We start from the raw sequence: 17,089 nt of genomic DNA, 5'->3' as shown, positions 1-17,089 counted from the left end.
GATCAGCCCGCACGCCGCCGGAGCCGCGGCCGGAGGAGGCCGGAGCGGCCCGGAGAGACCGGAGAGGACCGGACGGCCCGGACCGTCAGCGGATCCAGGTGCCGTCCGGGCCGCGGGTGGCGCGGGCGCCGGGCTCGAGGTCGGCGACGCCGAGGACGTCCGGGTGGGTCTTGGTGAGCCGCCGCAGCGCGACCCGTCCGGTCGCGGCCTCGGCGGAGGCGCCGGCCTCCAGGAATCGCCAGGTGCCGTCCTCGTCGCGCAGGACCGTGCCGATCGGCGCGGTGCCGGCGACCACGGCCGGGGAGGCGTGCACCTGGTGGAACGGGAGGGCGCCACGGAAGGGCCAGCCGCCGGTCGGGTCGAGGCGGGTCCACTGGTCCGGCGGGTGGTCGTCGGGCAGCATCCACAGGCGGGGCTGGACGTCCCGGTACGGCGGGTCGGTCTCCGGTTCCCAGGGGAAGCGGCCCGCGCGGTCCGGCCAGACGATCTGCATCATCGGCGCCGGTCGCTGGCAGAAGTCGAGGCCCGCGCCGAAGAAGCGCCGGTACCACGGTGCCCGCACCGCGCGGACGACCACGTCGTAGCCGGTCAGGACGTCGTCGTGGCGTTCGCCGTCGGTCAGCGTGACGCCGTCGCGGAGCATGTTGCCGACCTGGTTGATGATGCGCTGGCCGGTCCGGCCCGGTACGCCGAAGACGCAGATCTCGGGGGCGCGGTGCGTGTGCCAGAGGCCGGTCGAGTAGGCCCAGTCCGGGGCCGGGCCGCCGGTGACGCCGGTGACGTTCCAGCCGTACCGGCGGATCCGGCCGGCGGTGATGTCGTCCCGGAGGTCCCAGGACTCCTCGGGGTACGACGGCGGGGCGGCGCAGAGCAGGCAGTAGCAGGACTGATCATCCACGCGGTGAGGGTAGCGCCGCGGGGTGATCGGCGGGGGGTGACGTACCCCTGACAGGTTTGTGGCTTTCGGGTTTTGCGAGACTCGGGGCATGAGCGAGACCGAGGTCGTGAAGCTGCGTCCCCAGCGGGTGCGTGTCGTCTGCTATGTGGCGGCGGTGGCGGTGGTGATCGTCTTCACGCTGGTCGGGCTCGGGCTGTCCGGGCGGCTCAACGACCAGACGGACGCGGTCTTCCAGCTCGGCGACCAGATCGCGATGATCGGGCTCGGCGTGCTCGCGGCCGCGGGCGTGCTGCTGTTCACCCGGCCGCGCGTCGAGGCGGACGCCAAGGGTATCCGGGTGCGGAACCTGCTCGGCGGCTACGAGCTGCCGTGGACCGTGGTGCGGCGGATCCGGTTCGACCAGCACTCGCCGTGGGCGTTCCTGGAGCTGGCCGACGACGAGTCGGTGGCGGTGCTGGCGCTCCAGGCGGCGGACCGCGACTACGCGCTGCAGGGCGTCCGGGCGCTGCGCGCACTGCACGCGAAGGCGACAACCCCGGCCTGACCGGCCGACGACGGCAGGCCGCACCGCGTCGGGACGCCGCGGGCCCGGGAGCCGGGCCCGCGGCGGGGATCAGCGGATCTCGTACGCGCGGATCACGGTCTGGGTGACCGTGCCGCCGGCCCGGTCGGTCGCGACCGCGCGCAGCGACACGAATCCGGCCGTGGCCGGGTGCCGCAGCTGCACGGCACCGTCCCGGACCGCCGCCCGCGACCAGGTGGCGCCGTCGTCGTAGGACACCTCCACGGTCAGCGACCGGTTCGGCGCCGCGGCCGAGTTCGCCTGGCCGGCCACCCGCACCGGCACGCTGAACGCGCGGCCCTTCGGCGCGACACCGGAGGCGTCGACCGGCGGCGTGAGGATCACCGTGGAGATCGGCACCGGTCCGGTGCCGTGCGCGGACGTGAACGTCCAGCTCGCGGTGACCCGGGTGGAGAGCCGGTGCGGCGCGCCGCGCTCGGCCGTGACGTCGAGCCGGTAGGACGCGGCTTCGGCCGGTATCTCCCACTCGCCGTACGTGCCGCCGAACTCCTGGATCAGTTGACCGTCCCGGGACAGCGTGCTGGTGGCGGACGTGACGACCGAGGTGCCCTCGCGGCCGCCGCCGTCACCGAACAGCGGCGTGTTCGCGTAGACGAGATCGCCCTGGCGTGCGATCGCGGGGAATCCGGTGTCCGGCAGCGCCGGCCCGAACACCGGGCGGTTCCACACCTCGGTGACGGTCCGGCCCGGCCGGTACGCGGTCTGCGGCGCCCACTGCTCGGAGAGGTACTCCTCCCAGCCGTCCTCGCCGATCCGCGCGTCCATGAAGTACGGCGCCCAGCGCACCCCGTGGTCCGCGTTGTAGTACTCGGTGCGGCGGAACCCGGCCGGGTACAGCCAGTTCCACGAGGAGGCGCCGGGCAGCGCGTCGTGCATCGGGAAGCTGCCCTTGGCGGCCAGCGGGACCGCGGCCGGCGTGCCGTGCACGGCCTCCACGGTGGCGAACTCGGACTGCGTGGCCGCGTGCGTGAAGCCGGTCGTCATCTTCCCGGGCGTCAGGTAGAACGCCGAGTAGAGGTACGGCGTGCCGTTGAACGTGCCGTCCGCGGCCCGCTGGCCGAATCGCGCGGTGACGTACGAGTGGTAGTCCGGCGTGGTGACGTCCGGCCCGAGGCGTCCGATGTAGACCTTCTCGTCGCCGGCCGCGCCGACGCCGGTGGCGTACCAGGTCGAGCCGGCCCCGGCCCACAGCGACTCCAGCGAGGCCCCCTGGCGGGGCACGGTCACCGTGACCGGCGCGGCGATCCGGGCGTCCAGCGTCAGCGCCCCGGTGCCGCCGTCGACGACCAGGGCGGCCTGCGCGAGGTGGGTGTCCTCGCCGATGGTCGCGCCGAGCGCGTACTCACCCTTCGGCAGCCGGATCGTGTCCCCGCTGCCCGGCCAGGCGCCGTAGCCCACGCGCCGCGCCTTATCGATCAACTGCACCCGGTGGTCGGCGGAGGGCGCGCCGTCCCGGCCGAGCACGGTCAGGCCGACGTCGTAGCTCTCCACCTCGCGCTGCACGCCGAGCGGCGTGCGCACCACCCGGTCGCCCGCGGTCGCGGTGACCGTGCCGCCGAGGAACCCGTCCGGCATCTCACCGCGGGTGTCCACGTCGGCCCGCACGGACGCCTCGCCGCCCGCGGGCACGGTCACGGCCGGCGCGGAGAGCGAGACCAGGCCGTCCGGGAGACCGCTGACGCCGAGCGTGAGCGTGATCGCCGCGGTGCCGCCGTTGCGGTACGTGAGGGTGGTGGACCGCACCTCGTCGTCCGCGTGCGGCCACTGCTGGAAACCAGCGTTGATCACGGCCGGCGACGCGGTGACGTCCTGGGTGATCGCCCGGGCCACGTCGACCCGGCCCGCGCCCTGCGCGCTGACCGGCGTCGACGGCTCCGGCGTGGCGGATCCGACCAGCACGGACTTGAGCCGGTCGCCCGGCCAGTCCGGGTGCCGCTGGGCCAGCAGCGCGGCGGCGCCGGCGACGTGCGGCGTGGCCATCGAGGTGCCGGACGCGGTGGTGTAGCCCTCGGCCGGGCCCGGGTCGGTCATCTCGACCGCGTCGGCGCTGCGCGCGGCCGCGATGTTCACGCCCGGCGCGGTGATCTCCGGCTTGATCGCGTAGTCGTCCAGGCGCGGCCCGCGGCTGGAGAAACCGGCCAGCTTGCCGGACTTGTCGACCGCGCCGACGGTCAGCGCCGCGTCCGCACTGCCCGGGCTCTCCACGCTGCCCTCGCCGAGCGCGCCGGAGTTGCCGGCCGCGACCACGAACAGCGTGCCGTGCTCCTCGCTGAGCGTCCGCACGGCGGCCTCGACCGGGTCCTCGCCCGGCATGTCGAATCCGCCGAGGCTCATGTTGACCACGTCCGCGCCCTGTTCCGCGGCCCACTGCATGCCGGCCAGGATCGCCGACTCGGGGCAGCCGCCGGCCAGCGCGCAGACCTTGCCGTCGAGCAGTGTCGCGCCCGGGGCCACGCCCTTGAAGCGGGCACCGTTCCCGGCGATCGTGGACGCGACGTGCGTGCCGTGGCCGACCAGGTCACGGTCGTCCTCCGCGCCCTCGGTGAAGTTCCGCGCGGCGCGCACCCGGCCGGCGAGGTCGGGGTGGGTCTCGTCGATGCCGGTGTCCAGCACCGCGACCGTGGTGCCGGTGCCGGTCAGCCCCGCCTGCCAGGCCGCGGGCGCACCGATCTGCGGCACGCTCACGTCCAGCGACGGGCGCATGACACCGTCCAGCCAGATCTTCGTGACGCCGCCGCGGGCCTGCGCGGACGCGCCGGTCAACGTGGTCCAGGTCGCGCCGTTCGGAGCGGCTTCCACGCGGCTCAGGCCGCCGGGCAGCGAGCCGGCCGCACGGGCGCCGGGCGCGGTGCCGGCGACCAGCAGCGGCAGCGCCCGGTCGTGGTAGCCGAACTCGACCAGCCGGGTCACGTCGAACAGCCGCGGGTCGACGCGGCCCGCGTGCAGCGGCCCGCGCGCGTCGGACGGGATCACCGACACCCGCCCGTTCAGGCGCTCGATGCCGAACCGGACGTGCTCCCGGCCGGCGCCGCGCTCCAGCGCGACGTTCCCACCCGGGAACAGCGTGATCCGGTCACCGGTGATCAGCGTGACGGTGCGGGCCTCGCCACCCGCGACCGCGGGCGGCGATGAGGACGGGGCGGCCGTCGCCGTGCCGGGTAGCACGGCGGCGACCGCGGTGGACACGGTCAGTGCGGCGATCAGACGCCGCAGACGTGGTGCACTGTAGACAGTCACACCCGTGAGACTCGGAAATCGCCGGATAGGTTGTCGGCTATGCGCGACTGAATGCGCCGCCGGGCCCGAAGACCCGCTCGGCGAACCGCGACCCGATCAACCGGTGCGTCGCCGCGTCCGGGTGCAGCGCGTCCGGCAGCGGCAGCTCCTCCGCGTCCGCCTCGCCGTAGAGCTCCAGGCCGTTCAGGTGATGCAGGTGTGGATCGTCGCGCGAGGCCGTGATCCGGGCGAGTTCGTCCCGGATCACCCGCAGCGTCAGCTTGCCGGCCGCGACCTCGGCCGGGTCGCCGGTGGCGCGGAACGCCAGCCGCCCCTCGGCCAGCGCGTCCAGGTCGAACGCGCCCGGCCCCGGCGTGTCCTCGTGGATCGGGCACAGGATCGGCGACACCACCAGCAGCGGCACGTCCGGGTGCCCGTCCCGGATCGTGTCCAGGAAGCCGTGCACGGCCGGGCCGAACGCGCGTCGCCGCATCAGGTCCGCGTTGACCACGTTGATGCCGATCTTGACGCTGATCAGATCGGCCGGCGCGTCCCGGATGACGCGCGCGGTGAACGGGTCGAGCAGCGCGCTGCCGCCGAACCCGAGGTTGACCAGCTCGACCCCGCCGGCCAGCGCGGCCAGCGCCGGCCAGGTGGTGGACGGCCCGTCCGTGTTCGACCCGTGGCTGATCGAGCTGCCGTGGTGCACCCAGACCCGGCGCCCGCGGTCCGGCATCGGCGCGATCGGCGCGTCCGCCCGCAGGTCGCGTAGCTCGGTGCGCTCCCGGTACGGCAACCAGATCTCCACGTCCTTCTCGCCGGCCGGGAGCCCGTCGAAGCGCAGCGTGGCCGCGGGACCGGCGGTGACCGTGCGCGCACCGGTGGCCATGTCGATCGACACGGTGTCGCCGCCGTCCGCGACCGCGCGAGCCACCAGCGAACCGTCGATCAGCAGGTCGTAGGCGCCGGCCGGGCGGGCCGGCGCACCGGCGTAGTTCACCCGCGACGGCAGCGTGTCCAGCTCGATCCAGGTGGCCGCGGTGCGCAGCGCCAGCCGGACCCCGGACGGCTCCGCCTCGACCATGGCGAGCTGCGGCTCGGCGGCCTGGTCGCGGGCCCATCGCGGCAGCCGGTGGGGGAGGAGGCCGTGCGGGGTGCGCTCGATCTCGAGCGCACCCCGCAGCAGGTCGACGTCGATCATGCCGAAAGCATATCGCACTAAACCTAAAACCTTTAGGAAAGCTGTATCACGCTCCACGACACCGGCGGCAGCACCACGTCGAGCGAGCCGGGCGTGACGCCGGGGTGCGGGCGCGGCGCGACCCGGTCCGGCGCGTCCGCGGTGTTCGTGGCGTAGACGTCGTCGTCGGCCAGCACGGTCGCGTCGCCGATGGTCAGCGCGCGGTCGAACGCGCGGGTGCCGATGGTGAGCCGCACCGGGTCGTCGATCGACCGGTTCACCACGAACAGCGCCACCTCCCCCGAGTCGGAGAGCGTGGCGACCGCGTCGACCAGCGGCGCGTCCCCGTACTTCGGCGTCGCGTAGACCGGCGAGCCGACCGCGGTGTGCAGCACGGTGCCGCGGGCCAGCGCGGACGCCTGCGCGAACGGGTGGAAGATCGTCTGTCGCCAGGCGCGCCCGCCCGGCTCCGTGAAGATCGGGCCGATCACGTTGACCAGTTGCGCCTGCGCCGCGGCCTCGACCCGGTCGCTGTGCCGGAGCAGCGAGATCAGCAGGCTGCCGACCACGACCGCGTCCGCCACGTGGTAGACGTCCTCCAGCTGGCGCGGCGCGATCTCCCAGGCGGCCGGCGGCGGCGCGTTCTGGAAGCGGCTGAGGTACCACACGTTCCACTCGTCGAACGAGACGCCGATCTTCTTCCGCGACTTCAGGCGCGCGCCGACGTGGTCCGCGGTCGCGGTGACCGCGCGGATCACGTGCTCCATGTCCAGGTTGGACGCCAGGAACGAGCCGAGGTCGCCGTCCACCTCCTCGTAGTACGCGTGCGCGGAGATCAGGTCGACCTCCTCGTACGTCTCGGCCAGCACCTCGGCCTCCCACGCGCCGAACTCGGGCATGCCGGAGCCGGAGCTGCCCACGGCCACGAACGTCAGGCCCGGGTCGAGCATCCGCATGGCGCGCGCGGTCTGGGCGGCGAGCCGGCCGTACTCCCGTGCGGTCTTGAACCCGACCTGCCACGGGCCGTCCAACTCGTTGCCGAGGCACCACAGCTTCACGTCGTACGGCTTGGGATTCCCGTGAGAGGCCCGTAGGTCGGAGAAATGCGTACCGCCGGGGTGGTTGGTGTATTCGAGCAGGTCGACGGCCTCGGCGACGCCGCGGGTGCCCAGGTTGACCGCCATCATCGGCTCCACGCCGGCCCGCCCGCACCAGCGCAGGAACTCGTCCGTGCCGAACTCGTTGGTCTCGATCGTGTGCCAGGCCAGATCGGGGCGCCGGACGCGAGAAGGCCCCACCCCGTCCTCCCACCGGTAGCCGGAGACGAAGTTGCCGCCCGGGTAGCGGACCATGGACACGCCCAGCTCCCGGACCAGCGCGAGCACGTCCTGGCGGAGGCCGTCCGTGTCCGCGGTGGGGTGTCCGGGCTCGTAGATGCCGGTGTAGACGCAGCGGCCGAGGTGCTCGACGAACGAGCCGAACGTGCGCCGGCGGACCGGGGCCACGGTGAAGGCGGGGTCGAGCGTCACTGTCGCGTGCTGCACAAACGCACCTCTATCCCTTGAGTCCGGCATCGCCGACGCCGCGGATGACGTGGCGCTGCAGGAACGCGTACACGACCACCAGGGGGAGACCGCCGAGCACGGCGGACGCCATGATCTCGGCGTAGCGCAGGCCGTACGAGCTCTGCACGGTGCCGAGCCCGACCGGCACGGTCATCAGGTCCGGGTCGCTGACCACGATGAACGGCCACAGGAAGTTGTTCCACGCGGTGACGAACGTGAACACGCCGACCGCGGCGAGGACCGGGCGGGACATCGGCAGCACCACGCTCCAGAACATCCGCAGCCGGCTCGCGCCGTCCAGCGCCGCGGCCTGCTCGTACTCGCGTGGGATGCCGTCGAAGAACTTCTTCAGGATGAAGACCATCACCGGCGCGGCCAGCTGCGGCAGGATCATGCCCCAGTACGTGTCGACCAGCCCGAGCGACTGCATCTGGTGGAACAGCGGCACGATCAGCGCCTGCGGCGGCACCATGATCCCGGCCAGCACCAGCGCGAACAGCCAGTTCTTGCCGGGGAAGTCGAGCCGGGAGAAGCCGTAGGCCGCGAGGCTGGCCGCGGCGAGCGTCAGCACGGTCACGCCGGTCGCCACGATCAGGCTGTTGACCAGCCAGAGCGGCACGTCACCGGCGGTGAGCACGCGGCCGTAGGCGTCCAGCGTGAAGACCTCGGGGATCCAGGTGACCGGGACCCGGGTGGTCTCGCCCTCCGGCTTGATCGAGGTGTCGATCGCCCAGGCCAGCGGGATCAGCCAGACGAGCGCCACGGCGAGACCCAGGAGCGACAACGGCAATCGGGTACGCATCAGTCGTCCCTCCCGGCGGAGAAGATCTTGAACTGGGCGAAGGCCACCACGATGATGATCAGGAAGAGCAGGTACGAGATCGCGCTCGCGTAGCCGATCCGGTACGAGGTGAAGCCCTGCTCGTAGACGTACTGGATCAACGGCCGCGTGATCGGCCCGGCGTTGCCCTCGTTCAGCAGGTACACCTGGTCGAAGATCTTCAGCGACGCGATCAGCTGCAGCACCAGGACCAGCCCGGTCGTGCGGCGCAGCAGCGGCAGCGTGATCCGCCACAGCCGCTGGCCCGGCGTCGCGCCGTCCACCGCGGCCGACTCGTGCAGCTCCCGCGGGATGCCCTGCAACGCGGCCAGGTAGAGCAGGAAGTTGAAGCCGACGGTCCACCACAGCGTGCAGATCACCACGGCCCACATCGCGGTCCGCTCGTCGTTGATCCACGCGACCGGGTCGCCACCGAACCACTCGATCGCGGCGTTGAGCAGCCCGAAGTCGGACTGGTAGATCCACAGCCAGATGAGCGCGACCACGGTGACCGGCAGCAGGAAGGGCATGAAGAACGCAAACCTGAGCAACCAGCCGGTACGCCGGGCGCGGTGCGCCAGCAGCGCCATGCCCAGCCCGGCCAGCACCAGCGGTGGCGTGCTGAGCAGCGTGAAGTAGGCGGTGTTCCACAGCGAGTCCCAGACCGCGCCGTCCCGGGCCATCTCCGCGTAGTTGCCCAGGCCGAGGAACTCGACGTCGCCGCCGGCCAGGCTGGTGTTGAACAGGCTGCTCCACAGCCCGGCCAGGATCGGCCAGATCATGAAGACCGCGTAGATCAGCAGGAACGGCAGCGCGAACCAGAGCCCGGTGAGATTCCTCGGCTTGCCGGGTTCCCTCGGCGCGGGCGTCTCGGCGGGCGCGCGTTGCGGTGTCTCGACGGCCATCGAAGCCCTCCCTAGACCGGTGCCGGCGTGTCGATGAGGCGCTGCATGTCGGCCTTGAACCGGGCCAGTCCCGCCTCCGGCGTGAGCGTGCCGGCCTGCACCGCGCCGAACGCGGTCCCGGCCAGGTTCTCCATGTTGGACGCCGAGCCGCTGAACCAGGCCGGCGGATCGAGCTGCGCGGTCGCGGCCGCGTCCCGGTACCGCGACTGCGGGTCCAGTGCCAGGTAGTCCGGGCTGCGGGTGGCCGGAAGCCAGGCCGGCACGTGCCCGCCGGCCGCCCAGTCCACGCTGCGCTCCAGCATGAACCTGACGTAGTCGAGCGCCGGCCGGGTGCCGGCCACCGTGCGGTCCCGCTGGTGCGGCAGCACGAACGTGTGGCAGTCGGCCTGGGTGCGGGCGATCCCGGCGGCGCTCGCGGTGCCCGGGAAGACCTCGGGGAACGGCGTCATGGAGAACGGCGTCTTCTGCGTCTGGAACGTGGTGACCTCCCATTCGCCGTTGAACAGGAACGCCGCCTTGCCGCTGCCGAAGAGCGCGACCGCGCCGGAGAGCAGCATCTGGCCGGGCGCGACCGCGTCGGTGACGGACAGCCGGCGCATGAAGTCGAGTGCCTGCAGCGCCTTCGCGTCGTCGATCACCAGCGCGGTCGCGTCCGCGTTCAGCAGGTCGCCGTCGAGCTGGCGGTAGAGCGTCCACCACAGGCGCCAGGGTGAGACGCCGAAGTTGTCCAGGACCAGCCCGTACCCGCCGGTGAGCTTCTTCGCCTCGGACCACGCGGCCACCAGGTCGTCCGCGCCGCGCAGCGGGACCAGCGTGCCGTTCGCGTCGGTCAGGCCGAGCTGCCGGCAGAGGTCGGTGTTGTAGTACATGACGAACGGATGGGTGTCGAGCGGGATCGCGTAGACCTCGCCGTCGACCACGCACCGGTCCCAGATCTCCGGCAGGAAGTTCTCCGGCGTGATCCCCAGCTCGGTGAGCAGCTGCCGCGGGAACGGGTCGAGCAGCCGGCCGGGCGCGAAGCTGGGCAGCCGGGCCAGGTGCAGGATCGCCACGTCCGGCGCGCGCCCGCCGGCCGAGGCCATCGAGAGCTTCGTGTAGTACGGCGGGCCCCAGGTCAGCGTGGAGGCCTGGAAGTCGAGGTCCGGACGGCTCGCGGCGAACGCGTCGATCAGCTCGACCATGCGCACGCCGTCGCCGCCGCCGAACAGGTTCCAATATCGCAGCCGCTCGGTCCCGGACGGGGCACCGCACGCGGCCGCGCCCAGCACCGAGGCCGCACCGATCAGCACCTGGCGACGCTTCATCTCTCGCATCCCTTCGTATTTCGGGTGCGTTACTAGGGAGAGAGTGTTAGCGCTCACATGAGAGAAGTCAATGGGGTCTGTCGATGTATGCCAGCGATGTGGGTTAATGCGACGGGGGCCGCCGCCCGATCGGCGACCCCCGCCTCGCCCTCGATCCCCGCCCCGTGGCCGAGGGCCCCCGCCCCGCACGGGGGCGGGGCTTCGCGCGCGCAGCCATGATCACCGCACGCACCGTGCGGCCTGCGCGCCGTAACCATCGCCGAGGCGTCAGCGGGCTGCCTGATACGTCCGTTCCGACATGAACGCGCGGAACCGCGGGTTGCGCCGCAGCCGCTCCAGGCAGCGCGCCCGGTTCGGCCCGATGCCGCCGCACGGCACGCCCAGCCGGGCACTGATCTCCTCGTACGGCGTGGGCGGATCCTGGAGCAGCAGCTCCAGCAGCTCCCGGCAATGCGTCGGCAGCTCGTCGAACGCCGCCCGCACGGCCGCGCCGCGCTCCCGGCGCAGCAGCCCGTCGTCGATCGAGGCGGCGGTGGCGTCCGCCTGCCCCTCCAGCCGTGCCGCGGTCGCGCCGGGCAGCTCGCGCTTCGCGGCCCGGTGCAGGTGGTGGCACTCCCGCCGGGTGGTGGTCAGCAGCCACGCGGGCAGTGCCCGCGGGTCGCGCAACCGGTCCAGCTGCTCGAACAGGCGCAGCCAGACGGTCTGGCTCACGTCCGCGGCGTCGGCGTCGCTCAGCCGCCACTGCCGGCACACCGCCGACACCAGCCGGCCGTACCGATTCACGATCGTGTTCCAGGCCCGCGTGTCCCCCCGGGACGCGGCCGTGACGAGTTCGCCGATGTCTCCGTTCTCCGTTACCGGACTGTCCAGCATGGTCACTGCACGTCTCTCCATCCCCCTGGGAGACGCACACGACCCGCTCGTCCCGGATCCGGAGCCGGCGTGGGCCTGCCACCACGCCGAGCCGGGATCCGTCCTCACGGGACGTGTGCGGTGTCTGGTGCCGTGCCGCCCCCCGGCGGCTTCCGGCCCGTCATGCGGAAAGCCTCGCACATTCGGGCGGCCCCGGGTCTGCTCCACGGTGTCGGTTCCGTGACCGGCCGGGTGACGGATTCCGACACGCTCCGCACGAGGGAAACGTGATCGGGGCGTCCCCCGTGCCGCTGGAGCGACATGGGGGACGCCCCGATCACGAAGAGGGCAGGCCGCCCGGACCACCGGCACCGCGATCCACGCGGCGCTGTGCAAAGCCATGATCGGGGCGTCCCCCAAGTCGTTCTGACGACTTGGGGGACGCCCCGATCACGAACGCCCCGATCAACGAGGCTAGGAGACCTTCTCGCGGGCCTCGGTGGCGCGGCCCTTGACGTCGTCGGCCGCGGACCGGCCCTCGTCCCGGACCGTGGCGGCCGCGTCGGCGGCGGTGTCGCGCACCCGGCCGGCCGCCTCCTCGGCGGGGCCGCGCAGGCTGTCCTGCAGCTCACCGGCCAGCTGCTTCGCCTCCGAGACCAGCGTGTCCTTGTTCTCCTGGACCGCAGCCTTCGCGCTGGACGCGAGTTCGCGCTCCTTCTGCGTCGCCGGGAGCAGCGACGAGATCAGCCAGCCCGCGCCGAACGCGATCAGGCCGGCCGCGAGCGGGTTGCCCTCGGCCTTCGCCTTCACGGCCGACGGTGCCTGCCGGATCGCGTCCGCCGCATCCGAGGCCTTCTCCGACACCGTGTGTGCGGCGCCGGAAGCCGTGTCCGAGACCGCGTGCGCGGCGTCCGAGGCCTTGCCCGACACCGCGTGCGCGGCACCGGAGGTCTTGCCGGCCACGGTCGAGCCGGCGTCCGAGGCGGTTCCCATGATCTTCTCCCGGGTGGTACGGAGCGCGTCCCGCACGCGCTGCTTCCGATCCTCGACGATGCGGGTGGGGCTGGCCTTGTACGCGAGCGCGTCCACGTCGGAGCTGAGGCCCGCGCGGGTGCGTTCGATGTCGGCGCGGATCTGGTCGGGGTCGGTGCTCATCACAGGCCTCCACGATTCGGCTTGAGTGCTTGGGGGATCTCCTTCGCGGTCTCCGCGGTGCGCGGCATCCCGCGCATCTCGCGGGCCTTGCCGCGGGCCATGGTGAACAGCACGCCGCCGACGATCGCCCAGAGCGCGGCCACGATCAGCGCGGCCCAGCTCTGGTCCATCACGTTGGCGAGGCCCCACCAGAGCGCGAACGACAGGAACAGCAGGACGAGGAAGCCGGCCACACCGGCGCCGCCGAACAGCCCGGCGGCCTTGCCGGCCTTCGCCGCCTCCTCGCGCATCTCCGCCTTGGCCAGCTCGACCTCCTGGCGAACCAGCGTGGAGAGGTCCTGGGTGACCTCGCCCAGCAGCTCCCCGAAGGAGCGCTGCGACACGTCCGGGCCCTGCGTCATGGCCGGACCTCACCCGGGTATGGGCGCGGCTCGGTCGCCGGCGGGGCCAGCGGGTCGGTCACCGGCGGCAGCAGTGGGTCGGTCCCGATGCCGCCCGGTACCGAGGTGGTGGCCGGCAGCGTCGTGGTGGCCGGCGTGACGACCGCGGTGGTCACGGGCGTGGCCGGGACCGGTGCGGTGGACGTGGGCGGGAGCGGCGTGGCCGGGACCGTGGCCGTCCCGGTGGCGGTGGGCGCGGACGGGGTGGCGGACGGTGTGGCGTCGTCGGAGATCTCCGCGGCGACGCTACGGGTGACCCGGCCGGCGATCAGGCCGAGCACCGCGGCACCGGCCAGGAACGTGCCGGGGTGCCGGCGCGCGTAGTCCTTGACCTCGGTGATCAGCGCGCCCGGCTCGCGGGTCTCCAGCCAGTCCGCGACCTGGTCGATCTTCGCGGCGGCCTGCCGGGCGTAGTCGCCGACCGGACCGGCCTGCTCGTTCGAGTCGGCCATCGAGCGCAGCTCGCCGCCGACCGACCGGATGCCGCCGACCGCGCGCTGGTGCTGCGCGCCGGCTTGGGTGCGTAGCTCGTCGCGGGTCGCGTGGTAGAGGTGCCGGGCCTGGCGGCCGGTCTCCTGCGCGACTCGGCGGCCCTCGTCCTTCGCGGTGCCGGCGACGCTGCCGCCTGCCTCCACCGCCGTGTGCCCGAGGTCGCGGGCCTCCTGCTTCGCGGTCTCGGTGGCGGACGTCTGGCCGTCGGTCGTGGACGCTGAACGCGACGTGGCGATATCCGTCATCTCAGTGCCCTCCAATCGGGTTTATCCAGGGGGTGAAGTGAGCCGTTGAAATCGGCCGTGCGACATCCCGGCTACCCTGAATCGCGATGGTCATGCGGGAGATGCACGCCATTTTTGTTCCCGTTTGATCGGGTCGAAGTGGGGTACCCGGCTCGCATGACTGATCAATCGACCACCGAGGCGGCCCTGGTCGGAGGGCCTTACGACGGTGAGACTCGCAGCGCGGGCGACACCGGTCTGATCGAGATCGAGAATGACGGGCTGGTGCACCGATACATTCGTACGAGCAAATCTCATGATTCGTCCATCGTGTACAACTACGACGGAGTGGTGAATCCGGCCGGCGCCCAGGACGGCGCCGAGCACTCCGCGGACCGCGTCGCCACGAACGTGGACCCGGACGCGAATTCCTGATCTCCGCGGGTGGTCGCCCGCCGGGGTTCTTGTGGTGACCACCCGCGGATCCCCGCCGGGCGCGGGAATATCAAGGTCATTCTCTTGGGTTGTCATGATCGGTCACAGCAGGACCGCGCGGCCCGAGTGTTGAGGCAGGCCCGGGGCCGTTAGCGGCGGCGTTCCGGGCCTGTTAGACTTCTCGGGTCGACCTGACCATCACGCATGTTCATGATCAGCACTGATCCTGCATCTGCGTGGTGGTGATGAAGCGGAGCGCCTGCTCCCACCCGCGCCGCCCTGAGCGTCCGGGTCCGGTCAGACCGCCTCGGGTGCGCCGCATCCGCAGCGCGGTGGCTCAGTGCCACGCGTGACAGCGTGGCCGTGCGCGAGAGCGTGAGCCGTGACCGGTCGAGCGGGCCCTGGCATGCATGTTGCCGGGGCCTTTCTGCTTGTGGCCGACGGCGCACGCCGTGCGCAGGCTCGATCCGCCGGGGCAGGCGGGCGAGCGTCGCCAGACCCGTGCCGGCCGGCCGGCGGGTGCGGGAAGCAGTTATGAGGAGGCCCCATCAGCGCCGAACCACGCGTGAACGATCAGATCCGGGCGCGAGAGGTCCGACTGGTCGGCCCTGAGGGTGAGCAGGTGGGCATCGTCCCGCTGGAGCGCGCCCTGCAGCTGGCCGCGGATGTCGATCTGGACCTGGTCGAGGTGGCGCCAATGGCCCGTCCGCCGGTGTGCAAGCTCATGGACTTCGGCAAGTTCAAGTATGAGTCGGCACTCAAGGCGCGCGAGGCACGGCGCAACCAGCAGCAGACCGTCATCAAGGAGATGAAGCTCCGCCCGAAGATCGATCCGCACGACTACGAGACCAAGAAGGGTCACGTGGTGCGGTTCCTGCGGGCGGGCGACAAGGTCAAGGTCACGATCATGTTCCGTGGTCGCGAGCAGAGCCGTCCGGAGCTGGGCTACCGCCTGCTGCGCCGGCTCGAGTCGGAGATCCAGGAACTGGGTTACGTGGAGGCCTCTCCGAAGCAGGACGGCCGAAACATGACCATGGTGCTGGCTCCGCACCGCGCCACGAAGGTGGCCGCGGCGGAGCGCGTCGCCGCCAGTGCCAAGGCGCCTCGCCCGCCCCGGGAAGAGGACCTTGAGGCATCCGCCGACGAGACGGCCACCGACGACGTGGCCGCCGACGAGGCGCCCGTCGCGGCGGACGCCGACGCGGGTGCACCGGCCGGAACCCCCGGCCAGTAACGGCCGGCTTCCCGGCCACAACCGGCCGGGAACCCCCGGCCTGTATCAGGAAGAAGAGGCGTTCAATGCCGAAGATGAAGAGCCACACCGGCATGGGCAAGCGGGTGAAGGTCACCGGCAAGGGAAAGCTCGTCACCGAGCAGGCCGGTAAGCGTCACCTGCTGGAGGGCAAGACCTCCACCCGCACCCGCCGGCTGACCGGCACGGTCGAGGTGGCCAAGTCCGACGTGAAGCGTGTTAAGAAGCTGCTGGGCCGCTGACGCGCCCGCCACTGACTTTTTTCATTTAGGAGTAGTTCAATGGCACGCGTCAAGCGGGCGGTCAACGCCCAGAAGAAGCGTCGTACCCTGCTCGAGACGGCGAGCGGTTACCGGGGCCAGCGGTCCCGGCTGTACCGCAAGGCCAAGGAGCAGGTGCTGCACTCGATGCAGTACTCGTACCGGGACCGTCGTGACCGCAAGGGTGACTTCCGCCAGCTGTGGATCACCCGCATCAACGCGGCCGCCCGGGCGAACGGCATGACCTACAACCGGCTGATCCAGGGCCTGCGCCTGGCCGGTGTCGAGGTCGACCGCAAGATCCTCGCGGACCTCGCGGTCAACGACGCCACGGCGTTCGCCGGGCTCGTCGAGGTCGCCAAGGCCGCGGTCGCGGCCGAGGGCACCGGCGGCGCGCCCGCCCAGGCCGCCTGAGTTTCACCCAGCTTCATCTCCTGAGCCGAGGCGTCCCGCTGTTGCGGGGCGCCTCCGCTTTTCCCGGCCGCTGTCTTCCGGGATCCAGGCGCCCCCGACGTCGTTCCGACGACGTCGGGGCGCCTGGATCACGAGACGAGGCGCGGCGACCGCACGGAGGAAAACCCTGTTCACGCCGCGTACGCCCAGGATCGCCGCCGCCCGGAAGCTGCACCGCCGCCGGGATCGTGACTCGTCGCGGCGCTTTCTCGCCGAAGGGCCGCAGGCGGTCGCGGAGGCGCTCGCAGCGCCCGGCACCGTGATCGAGCTGTTCGGAACCCCGGAAGCCCTGCATCGGTACGCCGCGCTGAGCCGGTCCGCGTCGGAGGCGGGGATCGAGGTGTCGCCCGTCGACGGCGAGGCGCTGGCGGTGCTGGCCGACACGGTGCAGCCGCAGGGGATCGTGGCGCTCTGCCACCAGACCGATGTCCCCCTTCCGGACGCCCTGGCGCGCGGGCCGAAACTGGTCGCGGCGCTGGCCGAGATCCGTGATCCGGGTAACGCCGGTACCGTGCTGCGCACCGCGGACGCGGCCGGCGCGGGTGCGGTGGTGTTCGCCGGGGACGCGGTCGATCCCTACAACGGCAAGTGCGTGCGATCGACCGCGGGCAGCCTCTTCCACGTGGACGTGGTGCGCGCGCCGGACCCGGTCGCGGTGGTGCGGGAGGCGCGGGCCGGAGGGCTGACCGTGCTGGCGGCCACCGGCTACGGCGACGCGGACCTGGATGCGCTGGCGGACGAGGGCGCGCTCGCGGTCCGTACCATGTGGATCTTCGGCTCTGAGGCCCATGGTCTGTCCGAGGCGGTGTTGGAGGCGGCTGACCTGCGGGTGAAGGTGCCGATGCACGGGCGGGCGGAGAGCCTTAATCTGGCGGCGGCCGCGGCGGTGTGTCTGTATGCTTCGGCCAGAGCCTTACGCGACTTCAAGGAGTGACCGACCGTGATCCGCTCGTTTATGCAGCCCGCCGGCGCGCGCGGGCAACGAGCCTGATCCGTCACGCTCTCAGCCTTCGGAGACACCGGTGGGCGGCGGCACTGCCGCGCGTCACTAGACT

At 72.2% G+C, this 17,089-nt stretch carries 17 protein-coding genes; 6 read left to right on the top strand and 11 right to left on the bottom strand.

Annotation, left to right across the window (positions count from 1 at the left end; translation table 11 throughout):
* Positions 1–85: 85 nt before the first annotated feature.
* A complete protein-coding gene (locus J2S43_RS22260) occupies positions 86–898 on the bottom strand; it encodes a DUF4262 domain-containing protein (RefSeq protein ID WP_306832179.1) in 813 nt (270 codons plus the stop codon).
* An 88-nt stretch (positions 899–986) separates the two neighbouring features.
* Between J2S43_RS22260 and J2S43_RS22255 the strand changes: the two genes are divergently transcribed.
* Positions 987–1,442, top strand: a complete 456-nt coding sequence (locus J2S43_RS22255) for a PH domain-containing protein (protein WP_306832177.1) — start codon at positions 987–989, stop codon at positions 1,440–1,442.
* A 69-nt stretch (positions 1,443–1,511) separates the two neighbouring features.
* On the opposite strand, the gene J2S43_RS22250 is transcribed toward J2S43_RS22255, so the two are convergent.
* The 10 genes from J2S43_RS22250 to J2S43_RS22205 form a co-directional block, all read right to left on the bottom strand.
* Complete coding sequence (locus J2S43_RS22250) at positions 1,512–4,718, bottom strand: S8 family serine peptidase (protein ID WP_306832175.1); 3,207 nt, start codon at positions 4,716–4,718, stop codon at positions 1,512–1,514.
* 37 nt (positions 4,719–4,755) lie between these two features.
* A complete protein-coding gene (locus tag J2S43_RS22245; protein WP_306832173.1) occupies positions 4,756–5,898 on the bottom strand; it encodes a GDSL-type esterase/lipase family protein in 1,143 nt (380 codons plus the stop codon).
* Positions 5,899–5,930: 32 nt separating this feature from the next.
* Positions 5,931–7,421 carry an arabinosylfuranosidase ArfA gene (gene arfA / locus J2S43_RS22240; protein ID WP_306832171.1) on the bottom strand — a complete coding sequence of 497 codons (1,491 nt, stop codon included), beginning with the start codon at positions 7,419–7,421 and terminating at the stop codon, positions 5,931–5,933.
* Positions 7,422–7,431: 10 nt separating this feature from the next.
* The gene (locus J2S43_RS22235; protein WP_306832170.1) at positions 7,432–8,244 is read right to left on the bottom strand and encodes a carbohydrate ABC transporter permease; all 813 of its coding nucleotides are present in this window, start codon (positions 8,242–8,244) and stop codon (positions 7,432–7,434) included.
* Entirely contained in the window at positions 8,244–9,167 is a 924-nt protein-coding gene (locus J2S43_RS22230) for a carbohydrate ABC transporter permease (protein WP_306832167.1), read from the bottom strand. Before J2S43_RS22230 ends, J2S43_RS22235 begins: the two co-directional genes overlap by 1 nt.
* Before the next feature lie 11 nt (positions 9,168–9,178).
* A complete protein-coding gene (locus J2S43_RS22225; protein ID WP_306832166.1) occupies positions 9,179–10,471 on the bottom strand; it encodes an extracellular solute-binding protein in 1,293 nt (430 codons plus the stop codon).
* Positions 10,472–10,738: 267 nt separating this feature from the next.
* A complete protein-coding gene (locus J2S43_RS22220; RefSeq protein ID WP_306832164.1) occupies positions 10,739–11,365 on the bottom strand; it encodes an RNA polymerase sigma factor in 627 nt (208 codons plus the stop codon).
* Positions 11,366–11,797: 432 nt separating this feature from the next.
* Positions 11,798–12,478, bottom strand: coding sequence for a DUF3618 domain-containing protein (locus tag J2S43_RS22215; protein WP_306832162.1), 681 nt, complete (start codon positions 12,476–12,478; stop codon positions 11,798–11,800).
* Positions 12,478–12,879: a phage holin family protein gene (locus tag J2S43_RS22210; RefSeq protein ID WP_306832161.1), complete on the bottom strand. Its 402-nt coding sequence runs from the start codon at positions 12,877–12,879 to the stop codon at positions 12,478–12,480. Before J2S43_RS22210 ends, J2S43_RS22215 begins: the two co-directional genes overlap by 1 nt.
* Positions 12,876–13,655, bottom strand: a complete 780-nt coding sequence (locus J2S43_RS22205; RefSeq protein WP_306832159.1) for a hypothetical protein — start codon at positions 13,653–13,655, stop codon at positions 12,876–12,878. The genes J2S43_RS22210 and J2S43_RS22205 overlap by 4 nt, the downstream gene beginning before the upstream one ends.
* 156 nt (positions 13,656–13,811) lie before the next feature.
* Here J2S43_RS22205 and J2S43_RS22200 point away from each other — a divergent pair, with 156 nt between their 5' ends.
* The 5 genes from J2S43_RS22200 to J2S43_RS22180 all read left to right on the top strand — a co-directional run bounded on the left by J2S43_RS22200 (position 13,812) and on the right by J2S43_RS22180 (position 16,968).
* Complete coding sequence (locus J2S43_RS22200; protein ID WP_306832157.1) at positions 13,812–14,069, top strand: hypothetical protein; 258 nt, start codon at positions 13,812–13,814, stop codon at positions 14,067–14,069.
* A gap of 565 nt (positions 14,070–14,634) precedes the next feature.
* Positions 14,635–15,303 carry a translation initiation factor IF-3 gene (gene infC, locus J2S43_RS22195; RefSeq protein ID WP_306832156.1) on the top strand — a complete coding sequence of 223 codons (669 nt, stop codon included), beginning with the start codon at positions 14,635–14,637 and terminating at the stop codon, positions 15,301–15,303.
* Positions 15,304–15,368: 65 nt separating this feature from the next.
* On the top strand, positions 15,369–15,563 hold the full coding sequence (rpmI, locus tag J2S43_RS22190; RefSeq protein ID WP_306832154.1) for a 50S ribosomal protein L35: 195 nt from the start codon (positions 15,369–15,371) through the stop codon (positions 15,561–15,563).
* Between the two features lie 39 nt (positions 15,564–15,602).
* Entirely contained in the window at positions 15,603–15,995 is a 393-nt protein-coding gene (rplT, locus tag J2S43_RS22185) for a 50S ribosomal protein L20 (RefSeq protein WP_306832152.1), read from the top strand.
* Between the two features lie 127 nt (positions 15,996–16,122).
* A complete protein-coding gene (locus J2S43_RS22180; protein WP_306839389.1) occupies positions 16,123–16,968 on the top strand; it encodes a TrmH family RNA methyltransferase in 846 nt (281 codons plus the stop codon).
* Positions 16,969–17,089 lie beyond the last annotated feature (121 nt).

It is taken from the genome of Catenuloplanes nepalensis (genome assembly GCF_030811575.1).
In the GTDB taxonomy this organism is placed as follows: Bacteria; Actinomycetota; Actinomycetes; order Mycobacteriales; family Micromonosporaceae; genus Catenuloplanes; species Catenuloplanes nepalensis.
The sequence above is the reverse complement of the archived record's forward strand: the minus strand, read 5'-3'. Positions and strand labels throughout refer to the sequence as shown.